20 protein-coding genes are annotated in these 21,370 nt (G+C 60.4%); 8 read left to right on the top strand and 12 right to left on the bottom strand.

The features are described from left to right. Positions 1-2: 2 nt before the first annotated feature. Both greB and HB680_RS22805 read left to right on the top strand, forming a co-directional pair. Positions 3-500 carry a transcription elongation factor GreB gene (greB, locus tag HB680_RS22810; RefSeq protein WP_213940743.1) on the top strand — a complete coding sequence of 166 codons (498 nt, stop codon included), beginning with the start codon at positions 3-5 and terminating at the stop codon, positions 498-500. A 135-nt stretch (positions 501-635) separates the two neighbouring features. Continuing rightward, positions 636-1,502: a hypothetical protein gene (locus HB680_RS22805; RefSeq protein WP_213940742.1), complete on the top strand. Its 867-nt coding sequence runs from the start codon at positions 636-638 to the stop codon at positions 1,500-1,502. Positions 1,503-1,521: 19 nt separating this feature from the next. Here the strand turns inward: HB680_RS22805 and HB680_RS22800 are convergent, their stop codons facing one another. From HB680_RS22800 to HB680_RS22790, 3 genes are all read right to left on the bottom strand, one after another. After that, positions 1,522-1,830 carry a class I SAM-dependent methyltransferase gene (locus tag HB680_RS22800; RefSeq protein WP_213940741.1) on the bottom strand — a complete coding sequence of 103 codons (309 nt, stop codon included), beginning with the start codon at positions 1,828-1,830 and terminating at the stop codon, positions 1,522-1,524. Between the two features lie 248 nt (positions 1,831-2,078). Next, on the bottom strand, positions 2,079-2,513 hold the full coding sequence (locus HB680_RS22795) for a DoxX family protein (protein WP_213940740.1): 435 nt from the start codon (positions 2,511-2,513) through the stop codon (positions 2,079-2,081). Positions 2,514-2,616: 103 nt separating this feature from the next. Then, positions 2,617-4,038 carry a transglycosylase SLT domain-containing protein gene (locus tag HB680_RS22790; protein ID WP_213940739.1) on the bottom strand — a complete coding sequence of 474 codons (1,422 nt, stop codon included), beginning with the start codon at positions 4,036-4,038 and terminating at the stop codon, positions 2,617-2,619. Positions 4,039-4,272: 234 nt separating this feature from the next. On the opposite strand from HB680_RS22790, the gene HB680_RS22785 reads away from it, so the two are divergent. From HB680_RS22785 to HB680_RS22775, 3 genes are all read left to right on the top strand, one after another. Further along, complete coding sequence (locus HB680_RS22785) at positions 4,273-5,082, top strand: TatD family hydrolase (RefSeq protein ID WP_213940738.1); 810 nt, start codon at positions 4,273-4,275, stop codon at positions 5,080-5,082. Positions 5,083-5,308: 226 nt separating this feature from the next. Then, positions 5,309-6,793, top strand: coding sequence for a methyl-accepting chemotaxis protein (locus HB680_RS22780; RefSeq protein ID WP_213940737.1), 1,485 nt, complete (start codon positions 5,309-5,311; stop codon positions 6,791-6,793). A 225-nt stretch (positions 6,794-7,018) separates the two neighbouring features. Next, positions 7,019-7,381 (top strand): terminase, encoded by a 363-nt coding sequence (locus HB680_RS22775; protein ID WP_213940736.1) that lies wholly within the window; start codon positions 7,019-7,021, stop codon positions 7,379-7,381. Position 7,382: 1 nt separating this feature from the next. Here the strand turns inward: HB680_RS22775 and HB680_RS22770 are convergent, their stop codons facing one another. The 3 genes from HB680_RS22770 to HB680_RS22760 form a co-directional block, all read right to left on the bottom strand. After that, positions 7,383-8,180: an acyl-CoA thioesterase domain-containing protein gene (locus tag HB680_RS22770; RefSeq protein WP_213940735.1), complete on the bottom strand. Its 798-nt coding sequence runs from the start codon at positions 8,178-8,180 to the stop codon at positions 7,383-7,385. A 232-nt stretch (positions 8,181-8,412) separates the two neighbouring features. Next, a complete protein-coding gene (locus tag HB680_RS22765; RefSeq protein WP_213940734.1) occupies positions 8,413-9,180 on the bottom strand; it encodes a CHAD domain-containing protein in 768 nt (255 codons plus the stop codon). Positions 9,181-9,269: 89 nt separating this feature from the next. Further along, positions 9,270-9,548, bottom strand: a complete 279-nt coding sequence (locus HB680_RS22760; RefSeq protein ID WP_027925691.1) for a hypothetical protein — start codon at positions 9,546-9,548, stop codon at positions 9,270-9,272. Between the two features lie 222 nt (positions 9,549-9,770). Between HB680_RS22760 and HB680_RS22755 the strand changes: the two genes are divergently transcribed. After that, the gene (locus HB680_RS22755) at positions 9,771-10,808 is read left to right on the top strand and encodes a patatin-like phospholipase family protein (RefSeq protein ID WP_213940733.1); all 1,038 of its coding nucleotides are present in this window, start codon (positions 9,771-9,773) and stop codon (positions 10,806-10,808) included. Between the two features lie 135 nt (positions 10,809-10,943). Here HB680_RS22755 and HB680_RS22750 read toward each other — a convergent pair whose 3' ends face one another. From HB680_RS22750 to kdpF, 6 genes are all read right to left on the bottom strand, one after another. Then, the gene (locus HB680_RS22750) at positions 10,944-11,642 is read right to left on the bottom strand and encodes a response regulator (RefSeq protein ID WP_213940732.1); all 699 of its coding nucleotides are present in this window, start codon (positions 11,640-11,642) and stop codon (positions 10,944-10,946) included. A gap of 48 nt (positions 11,643-11,690) precedes the next feature. Then, positions 11,691-14,342 carry a sensor histidine kinase KdpD gene (locus HB680_RS22745; RefSeq protein ID WP_213940731.1) on the bottom strand — a complete coding sequence of 884 codons (2,652 nt, stop codon included), beginning with the start codon at positions 14,340-14,342 and terminating at the stop codon, positions 11,691-11,693. A gap of 122 nt (positions 14,343-14,464) precedes the next feature. After that, positions 14,465-15,010: a potassium-transporting ATPase subunit KdpC gene (gene kdpC, locus HB680_RS22740; RefSeq protein ID WP_213940730.1), complete on the bottom strand. Its 546-nt coding sequence runs from the start codon at positions 15,008-15,010 to the stop codon at positions 14,465-14,467. Positions 15,011-15,267: 257 nt separating this feature from the next. Then, positions 15,268-17,325, bottom strand: a complete 2,058-nt coding sequence (gene kdpB / locus HB680_RS22735) for a potassium-transporting ATPase subunit KdpB (RefSeq protein ID WP_213940729.1) — start codon at positions 17,323-17,325, stop codon at positions 15,268-15,270. 10 nt (positions 17,326-17,335) lie between these two features. Continuing rightward, complete coding sequence (kdpA, locus tag HB680_RS22730) at positions 17,336-19,030, bottom strand: potassium-transporting ATPase subunit KdpA (protein ID WP_213940728.1); 1,695 nt, start codon at positions 19,028-19,030, stop codon at positions 17,336-17,338. A gap of 8 nt (positions 19,031-19,038) precedes the next feature. Next, entirely contained in the window at positions 19,039-19,128 is a 90-nt protein-coding gene (gene kdpF / locus HB680_RS22725) for a K(+)-transporting ATPase subunit F (RefSeq protein WP_007899818.1), read from the bottom strand. A 406-nt stretch (positions 19,129-19,534) separates the two neighbouring features. Between kdpF and eat the strand changes: the two genes are divergently transcribed. Both eat and HB680_RS22715 read left to right on the top strand, forming a co-directional pair. Further along, positions 19,535-20,899: an ethanolamine permease gene (gene eat / locus HB680_RS22720; protein ID WP_054051961.1), complete on the top strand. Its 1,365-nt coding sequence runs from the start codon at positions 19,535-19,537 to the stop codon at positions 20,897-20,899. Between the two features lie 239 nt (positions 20,900-21,138). Further along, complete coding sequence (locus HB680_RS22715; protein WP_213940727.1) at positions 21,139-21,306, top strand: DUF2897 family protein; 168 nt, start codon at positions 21,139-21,141, stop codon at positions 21,304-21,306. Positions 21,307-21,370 lie beyond the last annotated feature (64 nt).

Genomic DNA, 21,370 nt, shown 5'->3' with positions numbered 1-21,370 from the left:
CCATGAGCCGTTATCGCCCTCCCCGCACCGCTGGCACCGCGCTGATCACCCCCGAGGGTGAAGCGCGGATGCGTGCCGAGTTTCACGAGCTTTGGCACGTGCGCCGCCCGCAGGTGACGCAATCGGTCAGCGAAGCGGCAGCCCAGGGTGATCGTTCGGAAAACGCCGAGTACACCTATGGCAAAAAAATGCTGCGCGAGATCGACAGCCGCGTGCGGTTTCTCACCAAGCGACTGGAAGCGCTGAAAGTCGTCAGTGAAAAACCCAGCGATCCGAACAAGGTGTATTTCGGCGCCTGGGTCACCATTGAAGCTGAAGACGGCAAGGAATCGCGCTATCGCATCGTCGGCCCGGATGAACTGGACTTGAAACTGGGCCTGATCAGCATTGATTCGCCATTGGCACGTGCGTTGATTGGTAAAGCACTCGACGCCGAAGTTCGAGTACAAACACCGACGGGCGAACAATTGGTTTATATAGTTGACATTGCCTATCCATAAAAACCACGCAGCAATATCTAGCGAAATATATACAACTCAAAAACTTTGACAGCTTAACGTCCTTGAATGAAATTAATAAGGCGCCCATCATTGCGCACTTATCAAACTCAAAACTTATTCAAGGACGAATAAATCATGGCAAGCAGCATCGAAGGTCTGGATCGTTGGATGGACAACACGCTATACCTCAATAAACTTCGCATCGACGAACTTATATTACCTGGCACCCACAACTCTGGCGCCGACAAGAAAGCGTCCATACTTAACTTCCCTCAGCAAATCACCCAGGATGTACCAGCGTCGGAACAAATCAAAGCCGGTATCCGAGTGCTGGACCTGCGAGTGAGATTTGAGCCAGGAGAAGCGGATGGCAGCCCCAAGCGCTTCGCGCTCTATCACGGAAACTCCCTGAATCGCTTCGTCGGCACCGACATCCTGGACGTGCTCAATGAATTCTATGAGACGTCTTCAAGCAAAGCCGCCAGAGCCAAAGAACTGATAATACTGAACTTCCATCAATTCGATAACTTCACGGAGGCCGCGCATGAAGAACTGCGGCTATTGATTGACAGGAAAATTGGCAACCGGACCATCCCTTCCAGTTTCAGGTACTCGACCGTCGAGCATATCTGGAACACCCTCCCCGGGAGAACAGTTGTCATCTCCTACAATCAATACCGTTACAACTCCGATTACTGGAATGGCGTTGAACAGCAATGGAGTGGCGAAAACTATATCTCCACTGACACCCTGAAAAAGTTTATGGATGAAGCCTCTTCCCAGCCAAAACAGTTTTATCAACTTCGTTCGATTCAGTGCGCCAAATACACAGGCCTGTTTGTGCCCGATGACTTCAGCGACAAAATCGATGAATGGTTTCATTCAAGGGATGGCAATAGTTACATCCAGCGTTTCAACATCATTAATACCGACTGGTCGACACGCAGTGGCATCGTAATCAATTGCCTATTGGCCAACCAGTTCAGAGGCCGAAACAAATGACTCAGCCACGCCGGTAGCTTCAACGCCGGGTAATCAACCCCTGACGGGCAACCCGGGTCAGTTGCCTGATCACTTCCGGTGCATCTTCAAGCGTGGGCGACTGAATCACCGCCAGATCAAAACTGTCGTTGGCGAAACGCGCCAGGGACTCGCCGTCTTCGACAAACTGGATCAGGAATGCGGCGGGACCGCCGGTGCGACGTGGCCAGCCATCGAGGTAACGCAGGAGCGTCGGCTGATGTTTGCCGCCAAGCAGGATTTTTGGATTGCGCTGGGTGAGATGTGCCGTGATCGGCGCGGGACGTATAACGGGGCTTAATGCATTCATTGGGTCGTGTCTCTGCCTCGAAAGTCTGCATGGCAGGTGAGAGGCAACACCGAACCAGCGCTTTAGCGGTATTTCGAAGCCTGCTCCAGGCTTCTGTCGGCAACCGAATGAGTCACCTGGCGCCCCGCAAGTAGCTGTTTAAATCGGCGCATGGGCAGCATCCTAGAGAACCTGACCGGACAGTGTCAAGAATGACGCGCAACAAAAAAGGCCCGCACAATGCGGGCCTTTGCGTTGAGCCAGAGCAGTCAGCCAGCGATGGCGCGGTCCGCCGAAAGCTTGCCGGCACCTTCGATCAGCACCGCGACGCTACCGCCAAGCAAGGCCAGGGCGAACTCATAACCGTTGTTGGCCATGAACAAACCGTTGCTGATGTGCACCGTGAAGATCGCCACCAGCGACAGGAAGATCAGCCCGAATGCCGCCGGGCGCACCAGCAGACCGATGATCAAGGCCAGGCCAGCGAAGAACTCGGTGCCACCGGCCAGGATCGCCATCAGGTGACCCGGTGCCAGGCCCAGGCTTTCCATGTACTGCGCGGTACCGGCAATCCCGTAGCCACCGAACAGGCCGAAGAGTTTCTGCGAACCGTGGGCAGCGAAGATGATGCCGACGAAAATCCGCAGAACAGTCAGGCCGTAGCCAGCGCGGGTAAACAGTACCTTGTTGATCAGTGAGCTCATGCTGTGTCATCCATTGATTGTGTGTGTTGGTTGGCCGCTATATTAATCGTTAAATCGAATGGTAAAAGCGCAAATATTCCGCCATAACAATCAGTTTAGTCGATCATTTCCGTGAGGCCACTTTTTGCCCTTGAGGCTCCAACGACTCCCGCTCCCGATCGAACGCCAAGTAATACTTGTTCACGCTATTAACATAGCTGACGGCGCCCATTCCCACCTGCTCCATGGCAATGCGCTCGACCTGAAAGAACCACTGGTTCGGATTCAGCCCCCGACGCCGGGCCTCGGCACGCATTCCTTGAACACGTTCCGGTCCCATGTTGTAGGCCGCCAGCACGAACGCCATGCGCTCACGCTCGTTGAGTTTGGGGCTGGAGAAGAATTTGCGTCGGATCATCGCCAGGTACTTGGCCCCGGCCTGCACATTGGCGTCGAGGTTCTGAATATTGTTGACGCCGACCCGCTGGGCGGCCGACGGGGTGATCTGCATCAGGCCCGTCGGGCCGCCGCTACCGCGCGCCTCGGGTTGCAGCGCCGACTCCTTGAACGCGAGCGCCGCCAGGTTCAGCCAATCCATGCCTTGGGCGTCCGCGTGTTTTTGCAGCACCGGGCGGAGTTTTTCCAGGCGCTGTCGATCCGCCTTGGCCAGCGGATAGTGCACTTGATACAGCCGTCGGTAGATGCGCAGGAACGCCACGTCCTCATCCGACGGCTTTTTGTAAGTGGTCAGGAAGCGATCGATACTCGCGCGCAGCATTGAGGCATCGCGGCGCACGAACCAGTATTCCTCGCCCGGTTCGCTGATCAGCAGTTGTCGATCGAAGCGCAACTTGGGCAGGATCTTGCCCCAGCGCTCGGCGATCGGTTGCTCGACGATGGTCAGGTGAAAGATCCCACCCTGGACCATCTCCAGCACATCCTCGACCGCCAGACTGGGATCGACCCACTCGACCTTGATCGGCGCCAGTTTGTGCAGGGCAAGTTTTTGATTGATCTGGCTGACCGCATCCCCGGCGGCGCTACCGGTCGGCAACGCCAGGGTTTTGCCGGAGAGTTGTTCGAGTTTCGTGTAACGGCGTTCGCCCTTGATGCCGACCAGGATCAGCGGCACGTTGCTGGCAATCGGTTCGCTGGTACTGACGGCATGGCCGGATTGCGGATCGAGCAATTCCCCCGGCGCCACCAGATCGCCCTCCCCGCGCTGTAAGGCGCCGAGCAGTTGGTCCTTGGCTTTGGGGATGATCTTGAGGGTAATTTCCTGGCCGTCGCGGGCGTGGCCGTTGAGGTATTGCTCGAAGGCGCGCAGGCGGTGGTATTCGACACCGATGGCCTGCCCCTGGACTTCACCGGAGCTGTTGCGGCTCTGGTTGACCAGGACTTTCAGCACGCGGCTGCTGCGGATTTCCGCCAGGTCGCGCACCTTGGTGGTCGGCACGGCTTGCAGCGGTCCGGCCAGACGCGCAACCGCCGGCAGCGGCAGCAGCAACGAACAACACAGCAGTAGCAAAACCGAGGGACGTGTCATCCACTCTCCGGAAAGAATACTGGCCGACCTCATGAAAATTCATGACATCGAACGACAGAAACAGAGCGCCTTGAGCGCTGGCAAAGTGCGAAAGACTGGCACAGTGATGGCAGTTTCACCAACCCGACCTGTCTCGCGGCATCAAGAGACAGCTTTAACTCGTTGTAGTTCTTGGCTTTTCTTATAAATCTACAGCTCTGATATGCTTTCCGGCCTTTGGTCCGAGGTAGCACCATGCAACTCATCGATATCGGCGTCAACCTGACCAACCCCAGTTTCGACGATAAACACCAAGCTGTACTCGATCGCGCCTACGCTGCCGGGGTCTGCCAATTGGTGCTCACCGGGACCAGCGTCGACGGCAGCGAACAGGCGTTGGAGCTGTGTCGGCAACTGGACGAAAGCGCACAACGGCTGTTCGCCACCGCCGGCATTCACCCCCATTCCGCCAGCGACTGGAACGCCGACAGCGAACAGCGCCTGCGCAGTTTGCTCAAGGAACCGAACATGGTGGCCGTGGGCGAATGCGGGCTGGATTTCAATCGAGATTTCTCGCCACGCCCGCAGCAGGAAAAGGTCCTGGAACAGCACCTGGCCATGGCGGTCGAGCTGCAATTGCCGGTGTTCCTGCATGAACGCGACGCCAGCCAGCGCCTGCTGGAAATCCTGCGCGACTACCGTGATCAATTGCCGGCCGCCGTCGTGCATTGCTTCACCGGTGAAAAGAAAGCGCTGTTCAGTTACCTCGATCTGGATCTGCACATCGGCATCACCGGCTGGATCTGTGATGAACGTCGGGGCACGCATCTGCATCCGTTGGTGAAGGAAATCAAACGCGGACGCCTGATGCTGGAGAGTGACGCGCCGTACCTGCTGCCGCGCAGTTTGCGGCCGAAACCGAAGAACGGGCGGAATGAGCCGGTGTATTTGACTGAAGTGCTGCGCGAAGTGGCGTTGCATCGTGAGGAGAGCGAAGAAGACCTCGCGGCACACACCACGGCGTGTGCACGGGCATTCTTCAATCTGCCCACAATCCCCCTGTAATCACCCCCCCCTGTGGGAGCGAGCTTGCTCGCGATAGCGGTCTGCCAGACGCTTTGATGTTGGATGTGCCACCGCCATCGCGAGCAAGCTCGCTCCCACAGGGGTGAGTGTTGTCTTCAATATCTGTGTAGCTGTTGTTGACCTGCATCAAAATCCGGACGCCTGCATAGCGGCACAATACTGGCACCTTGCCAATGCTGTTTCCGCTATCAGAGAAGACCTTCCTATGGGTGCCTGGCTTAGCAACATCTCACTGAAATATAAATTCTGGGCGGTCAATGCGGTCGCCTTCGTCACTACCCTGCTGTTGGTGTTGTACGCCGTACAACTCGAACAGCAGGCCCGCAGCCACGCGTCCCAGGCGTCGGCCCAGGCCCAGGCACGGTTGCTCAGCGCCTGGCCCGCCGGGCAGCCGCTGCCCAAGGCCGATAACCTGTTGATCTTCAATCACGGCCAGGCCCCACGGTTGAACGATCAACCGGTACTGGAATTGACCGATACCAACAACGGTTGGGTCGAGATCAATGTCATGCCGCTGTTCGGCGACAACCCATTGATGGGCGCCGAAGTCTTCAGCCGCGCTGATGGCCAGCAAGTCGCGGTGATCGCTTACGGCCCGAGCCTGAGCCAAGTGTTCAGCGAACGCTTCTTCAACTATGCGATGGCCGTGGCGATCCTGATGCTGGCGATGTTGGGTGCTTCGCAATTGCTGATCCGCTTCTTGCTCAGCCAGCTCAACACCTTGAAAGACGTGATGCTGCACGTCGAGAAAACCGGCGACCTGTCGGCCCGCGTGCCCCTGGCCTGCAAGGACGAAGTCGGGCAGATGGCCAATGCGTTCAATGCCATGCAGGCCGGTTATCAGCGGGTGGTCAACACCGTCGCCAATACCGCCCGGCAACTGGATGTCGGCGCGGCGCGATTGGCGGCGAGCATGAACGACGTGCGTCACGGCATGCTCGGCCAGCAAAGCGAAACCGATCAGGCCGCCACCGCGATCAATGAAATGACCGCCACGGTTTATCACATTGCCCAGCACGCCGGCGCCACCCGCGACCTGTCGCAAAGCGCCGACACCCTGGCTGGCAGCGGCCAGGAGGTGGTCAGTCGGGTGCAGAAGTCGATCGCCGGGTTATCCAGCGGCGTGCAGCAGACCGCCGAGATGATCCAGCGCCTGGCCGAGGACAGTCAGAAGATCAACGGCGTCGTCAGTGTGATTCACAGCATCGCCGAGCAAACCAACCTGCTGGCGCTCAACGCCGCCATCGAGGCCGCGCGAGCCGGTGAAATGGGCCGGGGTTTTGCGGTGGTCGCCGATGAAGTGCGCAACCTGGCCAAGCGCGTGCAAACCTCGACCGATGAAATCACCTTGATGGTGTCGGCGTTGCAGGCCGGGACTCGGGACGCTGTGGATTTCATGCAGGAAAGTTCGTTCAAGGCTGATGACTGCGTGCAACAGGCCCAAGAGGCCGGCGTGGCGTTGGCGCAAATCACCAGCGCGGTGGCGCAGATGCGTGAAAGCAACACGCAGATTGCGGTGGCGGCCGAGCAGCAGAGTCATGTGGCGGAGGAGATGAATCGCTCGGTGGTGAGCATTCGCGATGTCACCGAGAACACCGTGCAGCAAACGGTGGATTCGGCGAATACCAGTAATGAGTTGGCGACGTTGGCTGGGGAGTTGAGCAAGGCGATCGGACAATTGAAACTCTAAGGGCGCCATCGCGGGCAAGCCTTGCTCCTACAGGTGTGCGCCGTTCGCATTTTTTGTGAACACCCCAATCCGTAGGAGCGAGGCTTGCCCGCGAAGGCGTCCACCCGGTCAACATCAAATTTGACCATTACCGCTATCACTTCGATAGCCAACCTCGATTCGCCGCCCACCGTCGCCACGCCTATTCTTCAAGCATGTGTTCAACATGGATTGAGGAGTTTCATCATGGGCAAACGTCACCCCAACCTTCCGGCCTGGCAATGGCGGTCGTACCCGCACAATCACCAGCACCCGACCAACCTGGCGTTGCACCTGATTGCCGTGCCGCTGTTCATCATCGGGTTCTTGCTGATTGTGTCCGGGGTGTTCAGCCTGAGCGTGCTGAATATCGTGATCGGCGTAATTGGCATCATCGCCGCCCTGGGTTTGCAGCGTCACGGTCACAGCCTGGAGGCGCAAGCCTCCGAGCCGTTCTCGGATCGCAAAGACGCGATGTCACGTTTGCTGGTCGAGCAATTCCTGACCTTCCCACGGTTTTTCCTCAGCGGCGGCTGGTGGCGCGCCTGGCGCAAGCGCCACCGTCGTTGAGTCAGGCGAAAATCGTCACGGTCTGCCGGCTCATGGCGATCAACTGACCGTCAGCGCTCCACAGCTTCGCCGCCGCGTGACCGTAGCCGTCACGGGCGAGTTCGATGTCTACCAGGTATTTGCACCAGTCCAACGTGCTCAGCGCTAATAGCGGCTGGACGAATTCGATGGTCCAGGTCAGCGTACTGCCCGCCGCCGGTTTGTTCAGGTGCGGCAACAGGGCCGGCGGCCAGGCGTCGACCAGCGCCAGGATATACGCCTCGCTCAGCGCCTCTTCTTTCACATCCCCGCGCAAACGCACCCAACCGCCCATGTCCCGGGATTTGTTGCCGGTGAACGGCAACCCGCCGACGCTCCAGCGCATCGCCAGATGCTTCATGAATTCCGGGGTCACGCCTTTGATGTAGGGCAGTTCCTGGCAGTCGTCCCAGTGTTTCATCTCGGGTGCAGGCTGGGCCTCCACGGCCACTTCGGACGGTCGCGAGGCGCCGAAACTGCCTTGGACCAACGTCACCACTTGCCCCTTCTGCATCACCCGGCCCAGCACTTGGCTGACGGCTTTGCCTTCGCGCAACACATCGACTTCAAAACTCACCGGTACATCGGGCTCGACCGGGCCGACAAAGGTGATCGCCAGGGACCGCACCGGACGATCCGCCGGGACTTTCGCGCGCATGGCCTCGTACTGCAACGCGGCGACCAGGCCACCGAAACTCGCGCGCCCCTGACCCCATTCGGCGGGAATGGACAGCGCCTGCGGCTGGCTGCGGACAGCGTCGAGCAGATCGGAAAAGCGCATGGGAACCTCAGGAATGCGGGAAAAGGATGAAGGGATCTTAACCAGCCTGCGCAGGGGATACAGCGCTTATTCCGGACAAAGAGACTGACAGATAGGACGCAATTCCAAATCCAATAGAGATCCCCTGTGGGAGCGGGCTTGCTCGCGAATGCGGTGGGTCAGCCAATACAAGTGGTGACTGACACACCGCATTCGCGAGCAAGCCCGCTCCCACATTTGATTTGTGGTGGTTTCAGGATTTGAAGCAGGCAGCGCTGAGTTTATCGAGCACCCGATCCGCACGACGTTCAGCCTTGGCCATGGTGGTTTTCCAGACCGCAACACAGGGCAGCAAATCCGCTTCCTGTTCGGCCCGCAGCAGCCACTGCCAGCAGTCGTGCCAATCACCCAACGCAGCCTGGGCCGATTTGAGCCGTGGCATCGCCGCTTTCGGCAAACGGTCCAGTTCGGGATAGGCCTCGATGCCATAACGCACGCGCTTGATCAACAAGCGCAAACGATGGCGATCATGAGCCGGATCGTGCAGGGCCTCATTTAGTTTTTCCCACTGTTTGGCCAGGCGCTTTTCGATGCGTTTACGCAAGCCCGTGAGCAACCCCTGACGCTGGGAGGCCCGCAGGAAGCGCGGGAAAGCGTCGAGGATCATCAGCAGTTGAATGACTTGCGGGCTGGTCGCGACGCTCGGATAAGCCACGTCCATTTGCGCCATACGTCGCCGCGCCGCCTCGGGTTGATGGTGTTCAAGCAAGTACGCCGCCAACACTTCGCGATCACGCAGCGGCGTGGTCAACTCTCCGACGCCGGACGCCGCCACTTCCAGTTGCTCAACCCCGGGCAAGCCACGCAGCGGTCGCAACAGACTGCGCAAGCGCCGAACCGTGGTGCGCAAATCGTGCAGCGCCTCCGGGTCGGTGCGGGCACTCAAGCGTGCCTGGCAGGCCAGCAAACGCACCTCAATGCTCAAGACCTGAGCCACCAACCGGTCAACCAAGGCAGACATCACTTGCTCCCTGAATCGAGTTTTCGTTATTGCGCTCAACGTCATCCTGCCTGCGTCGCAAGGCGCAGGCATTGAGCTACATCATGCGCTTAACGACCGGCGCGGGACTCACGAATATAGAAACGCGCCTTCTCGGCCTTGCTGGTGCAGCCTTCATAGGCTTCGAATTGCTGCTGGGTCTTGGCGCCGGTCAACAGCGACAGGGCTTTAGAGTAGCTGACGGTGCCGGCGAAACCTTCGGCCTTGGCCAGGTCCAGTTCGTGCCACGCCGCATCGATCTGGCTGCCGCAGCTTTCACGGTACGCGGTTTTCCCGGCACAACCGGCCAGCGCCAAGGCAATCAAAGGCACACAGATCCAGGCTTTCATCGATAACACCTCAAAGATAGGTAAACAGTCGTGCAGGTAAGACGGTGCGCCGCGCAAAAAGTGCCTTGCCCCGCCTCTACAAACTATAGCGCTCGCGAGCATACCCATCTGGCGCCACGCAGTGTCGAAAAAACGACGCCCCTGCCCCGGCAAACGACCTTACCGATTGAAGCGCGCCCCTCGATGGGTGCATTGTTGAACCTTGTCAGACGAGGGCGATTCATGAAAAAGCGTGTCGCACTGGTGCTGGGCTCGGGTGGAGCCCGGGGCTATGCCCATATCGGTGTCATTGAAGAGATCGAACGGCGTGGCTACGACATCGCCTGCATCGCCGGTTGTTCCATGGGTGCCGTGGTCGGCGGGATTTATGCCGCCGGCAAACTCGACGAATATCGCAACTGGATCGAAAGCCTGGATTACCTCGACGTGTTGCGTCTGGTGGACGTCAGTTTTCGGTTAGGCGCGATTCGCGGTGAGAAAGTCTTTGGCCAGATTCGCAAAATCGTCGGCGAGATCAATATCGAAGACCTGCGCATTCCCTACACGGCGGTGGCCACCGACCTGACCAACCAGCAGGAAATCTGGTTCCAGGCCGGCTGCCTGCACCAGGCCATTCGCGCCTCGGCGGCGATCCCCAGCCTGTTCACGCCGGTGATGCAGGGCAATCGCATGCTGGTGGATGGCGGTTTGCTGAACCCGTTGCCGATCGTGCCGGTGGTGTCGAGCCATTGTGATTTGATCATCGCGGTCAACCTCAACTCGACCAACCAGCGTCACTATCAACTGCCGGTGATCCCGCGCCCGCCGGCGTTCAAGTCGCGTTTCAACAGCCTGGTCAATTCCCTCGGTTCGAAGATGCCGTTCCGGCGCAAACAGGCCGAACAATTGCTGTTGCTGGAACAGGAAGCACTGAAGGCCGAAGCGGCGGAGATCAACCCGTGGATCGAATCCGCCGAACCCGAAGCCCAGCAACCCGCCGCCGCGCCCCAAGGCGATGGCGCGCCGAAATCCGCCACCGGTTCGTTCATCATCGACAACGTCGGGCCGGCATCTTTGCTGGACTTGATCAACCAGAGTTTCGAGGTGATGCAGACCTCGTTGGCGCAATACAAGATTGCCGGGTATCCGCCGGATGTCCTGATCAACGTGCCGAAGCGAGTGTGCCGGTTTTTCGAGTTTTACAAGGCGCCGGAATTGATCGCGCTCGGGCGGGAAATTGCGCGGGATACGATGGATCGGTATGAGAATGAGCAGAAGTGAGAATTTGAAAGTTCTCGGGTGACTGTCAGGGCCTCTTCGCGAGCAAGCCCGCTCCCACAGGGGATTTGTGAACGACTCAGATCCAATGTGGGAGCGGGCTTGCTCGCGAAGAGGCCCACCCAGACACCACAAAACCTAAAGACTGCCCTCACTCAACAACCGATACCCCACCCCCGCCTCGGTCACGATAAACCGCGGCTGTGTCGGATCATCCGCCAGTTTCTGGCGCAGATGCCCCACCACAATCCGCAGGTAATGGCTGTCCTCGGTATGGGTCGGCCCCCAGATGTCCTTGAGCAATTGCTGCTGGGTGATTACTCGGCCCGGATGCCGCGCCAGTTGCGCCAGCACCGCGTATTCCTTGCGGGTCAACGCGACTTCGGCGCCGTCGAGCAGTACCCGGCGATACGCCAGGTCCACGGTCAAAGGGCCGAACGTCAGCGCCGCTTGCTGGGCTTCACCGGCCGGCGCCTGGCGCAACAAGGCGCGCACCCGGGCAAGGAATTCCTGAATGCCGAACGGCTTGGTCACGTAGTCGTTGGCGCCACCGTCCAGCGCTTCGACTTTCTGCCCTTCGCTGGCGCGCACCGACAACACCAGCACCGGCACCGTCGACCACTCACGAAACTCACGCAGCACTTGCTGGCCGTCCATGTCCGGCAACCCGAGGTCGAGCACCAGCAGGTCGGGTTTGTTCAGCGCCGCTTGCGCCAAGCCTTCGTTGCCGGTGCCGGCCTCCAGCACTTTGTAGCCTTGGGAGGCGAGGCTAATGCGCAGGAACTTGCGGATCTGCGGTTCGTCGTCGATGACCAAAATGGTCGCGGTCTGGCTCATGAATTCACATCAACACAAAGAAGTGGCAAGAGAGTAGCGCAAGCGCGATCAGGCTTCACTTTCAAAGCCTGGCTGCTCCTGCAATGGCAGATGAAGCGTGATGCAAGTGCCACGCCCTTCGATACCGTCGCCAACGCTGATGCGCCCGCCATGGGCGCCGACCATGCCCTGACAGATCGCCAGCCCCAGCCCGGTGCCCTGCCCGCCGCGATCACCGCGAGCAGCGGTGTAGAACATGTCGAAAATCTTTGCCCGCTCGTCTTCCGGAATCCCCGGGCCTTCATCGCTGACCGCAAAAAACAATTCGTTTTCATCGGCCCCGGCGCGTACTTGCAGGCGCCCGTGAGCCGGGGAAAACCGCGCGGCGTTTTCGATCACGTTGACCAGCGCCTGTTCGATCAGCGCCGCATGCACATACAGCAGCGGCAGCTCGGCGGGTACTTCGGTGCTGACCTGCAACGGCGCCAGCACCGCGCGCAGACGATTGAGCGAACTGCCGACGATGTCGGCGGGCGACACCCAGTCCCGGGCCAGTTTCAGCGCGCCGTGACCGAGGCGGGTCATGTCCAGCAGGTTTTGGATGTAACGATCGAGGCGTTCGGCTTCATCGCGGGTGCCTTCAAGCAGCTCGCGGCGATCCTCCAGCGGGATCGCTTCGCCGAGGGCCAACAGGCTGTCGATGCTGCCGCGCATGGAGGTCAGCGGCGTGCGCAAATCGTGTGACACCGAGGCCAGCAACGCGCTGCGCAGTTGCTCGGTTTCGCCGTGCAGCCGTGCCGCTTCCAGGTCTTCGGCCAATTGCGCACGAGCCAGGGCCTGGGCCAGCGGTTGGCTCAGGGCGGTCAGCAAACGCCGACGCTGGCCGCTCAAGGTCTGGCCTTCATTGGCACACACACCGAGCAATCCCAGCGGCCCGTCTTCGACCGACAACGGCCACCACCACCAACGGCCGAACGGCAAGGTGCCCGTGCCGGCGCCTGCCGGTTGATCGTGTTGCCAGGCCCAATCGGCGGCGGCGCGTTCGGCTTCGGAGAATTCCAGTGGGCCACCGGTTTCAACTTTCCAGCCGCCCTGCCCGTCGCGGTTGAGCAGGCACAATTGCAAATCGCTCCAGCCATTCAAGTGCTGAGCGGCGGCGCTGACCACGGCTTGGCGGTCGGTGGCGGCGGTGAGTTTGCGCGACAGGTCGAGCAGTTCGGTGGTTTCTTCCTGGGTGTCGCGCAGGGCCTGCAACTGTCGGCGCTGGCGCGCGGCGAGGTTGCCGGTGAGCGCCGCCATCAGCAGAAAAAACAGCAAGGTCAGTACGTCTTCTTCGCGCTGGATGCTGAAAGAAAAATTCGGCGGAATGAATAAAAAATCGTAGGTCAGAAACGACAGCGCCGCACAGGCCAGCGCCGGGCCGAGGCTGCTGCGCACCGCCACCAGCAACACGGCCGCAAGGAACACCAGAGATATATTCGGCAGCGGCAACACACTCGCCACCGCCCAGGCCAAAGCACTGGCCAAAATAGTCGCCACCAAGGCGAGTGCGTAATCGAACCAAACCAACGACCGAGCCGAACGCTGACGCGGTGCGTGGGTTTCGTGGTCGCTGTCGAGGACGTTGATTTCCAGCCCACGGGCATCGCGCAACAAGCGTGACGCCAGACCGCCGCCGAGCAAGCGCCGACGCAATCGCGGGCGGGACTGGCCGACCAACACCAGACTGGCTCGGCGTTCGGCAGCGTGCTGAATCAGGGTTTTCGCCACCTCACCCGCGCGCAGCAAAACGACTTCGCCACCGAGGCGTTCAGCCAATTGCTGGGCACTTTGCAGGCGCAGGCGCGATTGCTCGTCGCGCACGCTGCCGTTGTCCACGTGCACCAGGCTCCACGGCAAATGCCGACGCTGGGCGACGCGGCTGGCATGACGCACCAGGCGCTCGGCCTGGGCATCACCGTCAACGCCGACCAGCAAACGACCGCGCACGGCCGGTGCCGCTTGGCCGAGCTGTCGATAACCTTGGGCGAGGTCATCATCGACCTGGGCCGCTGCAGTTTGCATCGCCATTTCCCGCAGGGCGGTAAGGTTGGTCTGGGTGAAAAACGCATCGATGGCCGCCCGCGCCTGCTCCGGTACGTAGACCTTGCCGTCGCGCAGACGCTCCAGCAGCTCCCGGGGCGGCAGGTCGATCAGCAGCAGTTCGTAGGCTTCTTGAAGGACCCAGTCCGGCAGGGTTTCGCGGACCTGCACGCCGGTAATGCCGCGCACTTGATCGTTGAGGCTTTCCAGGTGCTGGACGTTGACCGTGGTGTAGACGTCGATGCCGGCGGCCAGCAGTTCCTGGATGTCTTGCCAGCGTTTCGCGTGACGACTGCCGGGGGCATTGCTGTGGGCCAGTTCGTCGACCAGCACCAGTTTCGGCTTGGCTTTGATCAGGCCGTCGAGGTCCATTTCTTCGAGCATGACGCCACGGTATTCCGAGCGCACCAACGGCTGTTGCGGCAAGCCACCGAGCAGCGCTTCGGTTTCGGCGCGGCCGTGGGTTTCTACCACCCCGGCGAGAACTTTTACGCCCTGGCGCAGTTGGGTGTGGGCCGCTTGCAGCATGGCGTAGGTCTTGCCGACACCGGGCGCGGCACCGAGGAACACCTTGAGCCGGCCACGGCCGTCGCGGGGCAGGTCTGCTAACAATGCGTCGGCGCGGCCGGAATCGCTCATCTGTTATTGCCTTGTTCGACTTGGAATTGGGGTGTTGCCTTTAAAAGATCGCAGCCTTCGGCAGCTCCTACATTGGACGGTGTACACCCTGTAGGAGCTGCCGCAGGCTGCGATCTTTTGATCTATAGCTTTTCCAGTGCAATATTCAATGCCAACACATTCACCACCGGCGGCCCCACCAGCGGCTGTTCGATGTTGGCGTTCAGCAGTTGCTGAAGCGTCGACACCGGCAAGTTACGCGCCGCCGCAACACGCGCCAGTTGATAGGCAATCGCCGCCGGTGGCAAGTGCGGATCGAGGCCGCTGCCGGAGGTGGTCAGCATCGCCAATGGCACCGGACCTTGCCCCGGCACCAGCAGTTTATTGGCATCATCGATCACCCGCGTGGCCAGCGCCGGGTTGCTCGGCGAGAGGTTGCTGGCGCTGCTCGACACGGTGGCAAACGCCCCGGCCGATGGCCGTGGGTGGAACCAGGCGTCACCGACAAAATCCTGGGCAATCAGCGACGAACCACGGACCTTGCCCTCGGCGTCGCGCACCAGGCTGCCATTGGCCTGGTCCGGGAACGCGACTTGCGCGACACCGGTGACCACCAAGGGATAGGCGACGCCGGTGATCAGGGTCATCAGCACCAGCAGGCTCAGGGCCGGACGTATCATTGTGGACATTTCAGAATCCTCGAATTTGGGGAATGCAAAAAACTGTGGTGTGTCAGGGGGATCTACCCCTCACCCCAGCCCTCTCCCCAGAGGGGCGGGGGGAAAGGGGGCCGATCTTTGTGCTTCTCAAAACCTGAGTTCGACTCGGTTTTTCAGGTCGATGTAGCTCCAAGAACCCCCCAATCAGTCCCCTCTCCCTTCTGGCGAGAGGGTTAGGGTGAGGGGGCGATCTCAAGCCCTACACAGATTCGAAAAACACCTCCCACCTAAACCAAATGCAACGCCGTCAACAGCATGTCGATCGCCTTGATGCCCACGAATGGCACCAGAATCCCGCCCAACCCATAGATCAACAGATTGCGTCGCAACAACGCCGCCGCACTCGCCGCTTGCACGCGCACACCGCGCAACGCCAACGGAATCAGCACCACGATGATCAAAGCGTTGAACACAATCGCCGAGAGGATCGCGCTCTGCGGGCTGCTCAGGTGCATGACGTTCAGCACGCCGAGTTGCGGGTAGATCGAGGCGAACAGCGCCGGCAGGATCGCGAAGTACTTGGCCACGTCGTTGGCGATGGAAAAGGTCGTCAGCGCGCCACGGGTCACCAGCAATTCCTTGCCGATCTGCACCACGTCCAGCAACTTGGTCGGGTCGCTGTCGAGGTCGACCATGTTCGCCGCTTCCCGGGCCGCTTGCGTACCATCGTTCATCGCCATGCCGACGTCGGCCTGGGCCAGCGCCGGGGCGTCGTTGGCGCCGTCGCCGCACATCGCGACCAGACGCCCGTCGTTTTGCTCGTGGCGAATGCGCGCCAGTTTTTTCTCCGGGGTGGCTTCGGCCAGTACGTCATCCACGCCCGCTTCAGCAGCAATCGCCGCAGCGGTCAGCGGGTTATCGCCGGTGACCATCACGGTGCGGATGCCCAGTTTGCGCAACTCGGCGAAACGTTCGCGAATGCCAGGCTTGACCACGTCCTTGAGGTGGATTGCGCCGAGCAATTTACCGTCAACGCAGACCAGCAACGGGGTGCCGCCGCTTTGGGCAATCTTGTCGATTTCCCGGGACAGGGACGGTGCCAGGTCCGCACGTTTCAGGCCGACGAAGGCCAATAGCGAATCCACCGCGCCTTTGCGATACACGCGGCCCTGGTAGTCGACGCCAGACAGACGGGTTTCGGCGCTGAACGGCACGGCGGTCAGCAACTCGGCGGACGGCTCGGGCTGTGGCTGAGTCCCGCGCAAGTACTCGACAATGGATTTACCTTCAGCGGTGTCGTCGGCCAAGGACGCGAACAACGCGCCCTCCGCCAATTCCCTCGCGTTGACACCCGGCGCCGCATGAACAGCGGTGCAGCGACGGTTACCGAAGGTGATGGTGCCAGTCTTGTCCAGCAACAGAACGTGCACGTCCCCCGCCGCTTCCACGGCACGACCGGATTTGGCGATTACGTTCAACCGAACCAGACGATCCATCCCGGCGATACCAATGGCCGACAACAGGCCACCGATGGTGGTCGGAATCAGCGTGACCAATAACGCCACCAGGAACACCAGCGGCAGGCTGCCGTTGGCAAAGTGGGCGAACGGTTGCAAGGTCACGACCACCAGCAGGAAGATCAGCGTCAAGCCGATCAGCAGGATGTCGAGCGCGACTTCGTTCGGGGTTTTCTGGCGTTTGGCGCCTTCGACCAGAGCGATCATGCGGTCCAGGGTCGACTCGCCGGGGTTGGCGGTGATGCGCACCAGCAGCCAGTCGGACACCAGTCGAGTGTTGCCGGTGACGGCCGAACGGTCGCCGCCGGATTCGCGAATCACCGGTGCGGACTCACCGGTAATCGCCGCTTCGTTGACCGCCGCGATGCCCTCGATCACCTCGCCGTCACCGGGGATCATTTCCCCGGCTTCGACGCGCACCACGTCATCCTTGCGCAGGCTGGTGGCGGGTACGACTTGAAAAGTACCGTTGGAAGTCCGGCGGCGAGCGCTCAAGCCTTCGCTACCGGCCTTGAGGCTGTCGGCGCGAGCCTTGCCGCGACCTTCGGCCAAGGCTTCGGCGAAGTTGGCGAACAACACGGTGAACCACAGCCACAACGCAATCTGCGCGGCGACGAAGGTCGGTACGGTGCTGTCGGGTATAAAGCAGAGCACGGTGGTCAGCACGGCGGTCAGTTCGACCACCAGCATCACTGGCGCGCGCTGCAATTGCCGTGGGTCGAGCTTGACGAAGGCTTGCACCAGCGCCGGCCGCCACAGGGCCGAGATCGCGGTTTTCGGTTGTTCCGGGGCTTTGACAGTCGCCGGTTTAGTTGCGGGCATATTCATCATCTAATCCTCAGAAGCCCATGCTCAGATGTTCAGCGATTGGGCCCAGCGCCAGGGTCGGCAGAAAGGTCAGGCCACCCACCAGCAAAATGGTCACGGTCAACAGCGTCACGAATAGCGGGCCATGGGTCGGGAAGCTGTTCTGGCCGATCGGTGCGGTTTTCTTCATCGCCAGGCTGCCGGCCAACGCCAGTACCGGGAGGATGTAACCGAAGCGACCGATCAACATGCCCAGCCCCAACATCAGGTTATGGAACGGAGTGTTGGCGCCGAAGCCGCCGAACGCCGAGCCGTTGTTGGCACTGGCCGAGGTGTAGGCGTAGAGCAACTGACTGAAACCGTGAGCCCCCGGGTTACTCACCGCCGCGACCGGACCCGGCAGGCTGGCGGCAATCGCGCCGAGTACCAGCACGCCGACCGGCATCACCAGCAAGGTCACCACCAACAGTTGCACTTCCTTGGCCTGCAATTTCTTGCCGAGGTATTCCGGGGTGCGACCGATCATCAGGCCGGCGAGGAACACCGCGATCAACACGTTGAGCAACATGCCGTAGAGCCCGGCGCCGACGCCGCCGAAGATCACTTCGCCGACCATCATGTTGACCAGCGCGACCATGCCGGTCAGCGGGTTAAGGCTGTCGTGCATGGCGTTGACCGAACCGTTGGACGCCGCCGTCGTGGTCACCGACCACAGCACTGTGGCGGTGGTGCCGAAGCGTGCTTCCTTGCCTTCCAGCGGCGCGGTCTGTTCGACGGCAGCGTTAGCGAGGGTCGGGTTCGGTTGATACTCGGCCCACAGCGACGTCGCGCCGCCGATCAGGAACAGCGCAAACATGCAGGCGACAATCGCCCGGCTCTGACGCAGATCTTTCACGTAGTGGCCGAAGGTGAACACCAGGGCGACCGGGATCAGAATGATCGCGCCCATTTCGAACAGGTTGCTCCACGCCGTCGGGTTCTCGAACGGATGCGCCGAGTTGACGCCGAAGAAGCCACCGCCGTTGGTGCCCAGTTGCTTGATCGCAATCTGACTGGCGGCCGGGCCGAGCGGAATGACCTGATCGACACCTTGCATCGTCACCGCATTCACGTACTGCGCGAAGGTTTGCGGCACGCCCTGCCAGACCAGGTACAGCGCCAGCAACAGGCACAGCGGCAGCAGGCCGTAGAGGGTGGCGCGGGTCATGTCGACCCAGAAGTTGCCCAGGGTCTTGGTGGACTTGCGCCCGATACCACGGCACAAGGCAACCAACACGGCGAGGCCGGTGGCGGCGCTGACAAAGTTCTGCACGGTGAGGCCGGCCATCTGACTCAAGTAGCTCAGGGACGCTTCACCGCTGTAGGCCTGCCAGTTGGTGTTAGTCATGAAACTGACGGCGGTGTTGAACGCCAGCGTCCACTCCTGGCCCGGCAGGTTCTGCGGGTTGAGCGGCAAGTGGTCCTGGAACAACAGGATCGCGAACAACAGCAGGAAACCCGCCAGGTTGAAGGCGAGCAAGGCCAGCGTGTATTTCTGCCAGCTCTGTTCTTCCTGCGGGTCTACGCCAGAAATTCGATAACAGCCGCGCTCGACCGGGCCGAAGATCGGCGACAGCCACGTGCGCTGGCCTTCCATGACCTTGTAGTAGAAACGCCCAAGGAACGGTGCCGGAATCAGCACCACGGCGAAGAAGGCCAGGATCAGCCAATAGTCATAACTGTGCATAGCCGCTCCTAGTTCCGGTCCGCGCGCAACAGCGCAACCAACAGATAAATGAACAGCCCCACTGCCAATAGCAGTGACACCCCGTCCAGAACGCTCATGGAAGTTCTCCGTGTTACGGCGTATTGCCGCGTGTGGAGTCATTGTCGGAAGGAAGGCTGTAAAGGAACGAGAGCGAGGGGTGTGGCGGGGCATAAAGAAAGCGTAAAGAGTGGGTTTATGCCGGCGTTACAGCGAGGGTTTGCGGTGCATGGACCGGCTTCTTCGCGAGCAAGCCCGCTCCCACATTGGTTTTGCGTCGTTCACAAATCCCCTGTGGGAGCGGGCTTGCTCGCGAAGGCGGCATAACAGGCGACACTGCTCTCAACTGGCGCACAAAAAGCAGCCATCCAGCGCCGATCATCCCCGATACGACAGCTTTAACCGCTTTACGACGCCCAAATACAAAATGGCACGCCCACTGCAATGCCCTCCCCCGAGCTTTCCAAACCGTTCAGGGAGCAACGCATGAACACACAACTCAAACCCACGTTGGGCACGCTGCACCTGTGGGGCATTGCGGTCGGGCTGGTGATTTCAGGGGAGTACTTCGGCTGGAGTTATGGCTGGGGCGTGGCAGGGACATTGGGCTTTCTGGTGACTTCTTTTATGGTCGCCACCATGTACACCTGCTTCATCTTCAGTTTCACCGAGCTGACTACCGCGATTCCCCATGCCGGCGGTCCCTTTGCCTACAGCCGCCGCGCCTTTGGCGAAAAAGGTGGATTGATTGCCGGGCTAGCGACCCTGATCGAATTCGTCTTCGCCCCGCCCGCCATCGCCCTGGCGATTGGTGCTTACCTGAATGTGCAGTTTCCGGCGCTTGATCCGAAACACGCGGCGGTCGGCGCCTACATCGTATTTATGGGGCTGAACATTCTCGGGGTGAAGCTTGCGGCCACCTTCGAGTTGATCGTCTGCGTATTGGCCGTGGCCGAACTGCTGGTGTTCATGGGCGTGGTCGCCCCGGCGTTCAGCTTCAGCAACTTCGCCCTCAATGGCTGGGCCGGCTCCGATGTGTTCGGCGCACCGGCGATTGCCGGGATGTTTGCGGCGATTCCATTTGCGATCTGGTTTTTCCTGGCCATCGAAGGCGCGGCCATGGCCGCCGAAGAAGCCAAGGACCCGAAACGCACGATTCCGAAGGCTTACATCAGCGGCATCCTGACGCTGGTGCTGCTGGCCATGGGCGTGATGTTCTTTGCCGGCGGCGTCGGTGACTGGCGCACCCTGTCGAACATCAACGACCCGCTGCCCCAGGCGATGAAAACCGTGGTCGGCGAAAGCTCCGGCTGGTTGCACATGCTGGTATGGATCGGCCTGTTTGGCCTGGTGGCGAGTTTCCACGGGATCATTCTTGGCTACTCGCGACAGTTCTTCGCCCTCGCCCGGGCCGGTTACCTGCCCAAATCCCTGGCCAAGTTGTCGCGCTTCCAGACGCCGCACCGGGCAATCATTGCCGGTGGCCTGATCGGCATCGCCGCTATTTACAGCGATGGCTTGATCAATCTCGGCGGCATGACGCTGACCGCAGCGATGATCACCATGGCGGTGTTCGGCGCCATCGTGATGTACATCATGAGCATGCTCAGCCTGTTCAAACTGCGCAAAACCGAGCCGAACCTGGAACGCACCTTCCGCGCGCCGTGCTATCCACTGGTGCCGATGATTGCCTTGGTGCTGGCGGTGGTGTGCCTGGTGGCGATGGCCTGGTTCAACGCCTTGATCGGGCTGATCTTCCTCGGTTTCATGGCGGTGGGTTTCGTGTACTTCATGCTGACCGCGCAATTGCGCGCCGATGCACCGGCGGATGCAATGTTGACCGGGTTATAACGCCATACGACCCGTAGGAGCTGCCAAAGGCTGCGATCTTTTGATCTTCAGCGATCGTGATGACGCCAGGATCAAAAGATCGCAGCCTTCGGCAGCTCCTACAGGGGTGTTTGATACCAAGCAGGTGAACCAGGCATAACAGGCATAGAATGGAACCACTGCGAAAATGAATCGCTCAAAGTGGTATGCACGATCGGTTGGCGAAATCCGCCCACCGGCCTGCCCTCAAGGAGAGCCCTATGCCCTGGTATGCCTGGTTGATTCTGGTCGTTGCAATCGGCTCGATCGTTGGCGGTTTGATGATGTTGCGCGACACCGCCACCAAGGTCGAACTGACCGACGAGCAACGTAAACGCGTCGCCGAACGCAATGCGGAAATGGATGCCAAGGAAGCGCAGGACCGCTAGATCGCAAAAGATCGAAAGATCGAAAGATCGAAAGATCGAAAGATCGAAAGATCGAAAGATCGAA

Origin of the sequence: Pseudomonas sp. dw_612 (assembly GCF_018449725.1) — a bacterium.
Lineage (GTDB): Bacteria > Pseudomonadota > Gammaproteobacteria > Pseudomonadales > Pseudomonadaceae > Aquipseudomonas.
Note: the sequence above shows the minus strand (reverse complement) of the source record. Positions and strands in the feature narration are given on the sequence as shown.

Coding starts and splice junctions, on each gene's coding strand:
- greB (WP_213940743.1), top strand. CDS start 3: ATGAGCCGTTATCGCCCTCCCCGCACCGCTGGCACCGCGCTGATCACC.
- HB680_RS22805 (WP_213940742.1), top strand. CDS start 636: ATGGCAAGCAGCATCGAAGGTCTGGATCGTTGGATGGACAACACGCTA.
- HB680_RS22800 (WP_213940741.1), bottom strand. CDS start 1,830: ATGAATGCATTAAGCCCCGTTATACGTCCCGCGCCGATCACGGCACAT.
- HB680_RS22795 (WP_213940740.1), bottom strand. CDS start 2,513: ATGAGCTCACTGATCAACAAGGTACTGTTTACCCGCGCTGGCTACGGC.
- HB680_RS22790 (WP_213940739.1), bottom strand. CDS start 4,038: ATGACACGTCCCTCGGTTTTGCTACTGCTGTGTTGTTCGTTGCTGCTG.
- HB680_RS22785 (WP_213940738.1), top strand. CDS start 4,273: ATGCAACTCATCGATATCGGCGTCAACCTGACCAACCCCAGTTTCGAC.
- HB680_RS22780 (WP_213940737.1), top strand. CDS start 5,309: ATGGGTGCCTGGCTTAGCAACATCTCACTGAAATATAAATTCTGGGCG.
- HB680_RS22775 (WP_213940736.1), top strand. CDS start 7,019: ATGGGCAAACGTCACCCCAACCTTCCGGCCTGGCAATGGCGGTCGTAC.
- HB680_RS22770 (WP_213940735.1), bottom strand. CDS start 8,180: ATGCGCTTTTCCGATCTGCTCGACGCTGTCCGCAGCCAGCCGCAGGCG.
- HB680_RS22765 (WP_213940734.1), bottom strand. CDS start 9,180: ATGTCTGCCTTGGTTGACCGGTTGGTGGCTCAGGTCTTGAGCATTGAG.
- HB680_RS22760 (WP_027925691.1), bottom strand. CDS start 9,548: ATGAAAGCCTGGATCTGTGTGCCTTTGATTGCCTTGGCGCTGGCCGGT.
- HB680_RS22755 (WP_213940733.1), top strand. CDS start 9,771: ATGAAAAAGCGTGTCGCACTGGTGCTGGGCTCGGGTGGAGCCCGGGGC.
- HB680_RS22750 (WP_213940732.1), bottom strand. CDS start 11,642: ATGAGCCAGACCGCGACCATTTTGGTCATCGACGACGAACCGCAGATC.
- HB680_RS22745 (WP_213940731.1), bottom strand. CDS start 14,342: ATGAGCGATTCCGGCCGCGCCGACGCATTGTTAGCAGACCTGCCCCGC.
- kdpC (WP_213940730.1), bottom strand. CDS start 15,010: ATGTCCACAATGATACGTCCGGCCCTGAGCCTGCTGGTGCTGATGACC.
- kdpB (WP_213940729.1), bottom strand. CDS start 17,325: ATGAATATGCCCGCAACTAAACCGGCGACTGTCAAAGCCCCGGAACAA.
- kdpA (WP_213940728.1), bottom strand. CDS start 19,030: ATGCACAGTTATGACTATTGGCTGATCCTGGCCTTCTTCGCCGTGGTG.
- kdpF (WP_007899818.1), bottom strand. CDS start 19,128: ATGAGCGTTCTGGACGGGGTGTCACTGCTATTGGCAGTGGGGCTGTTC.
- eat (WP_054051961.1), top strand. CDS start 19,535: ATGAACACACAACTCAAACCCACGTTGGGCACGCTGCACCTGTGGGGC.
- HB680_RS22715 (WP_213940727.1), top strand. CDS start 21,139: ATGCCCTGGTATGCCTGGTTGATTCTGGTCGTTGCAATCGGCTCGATC.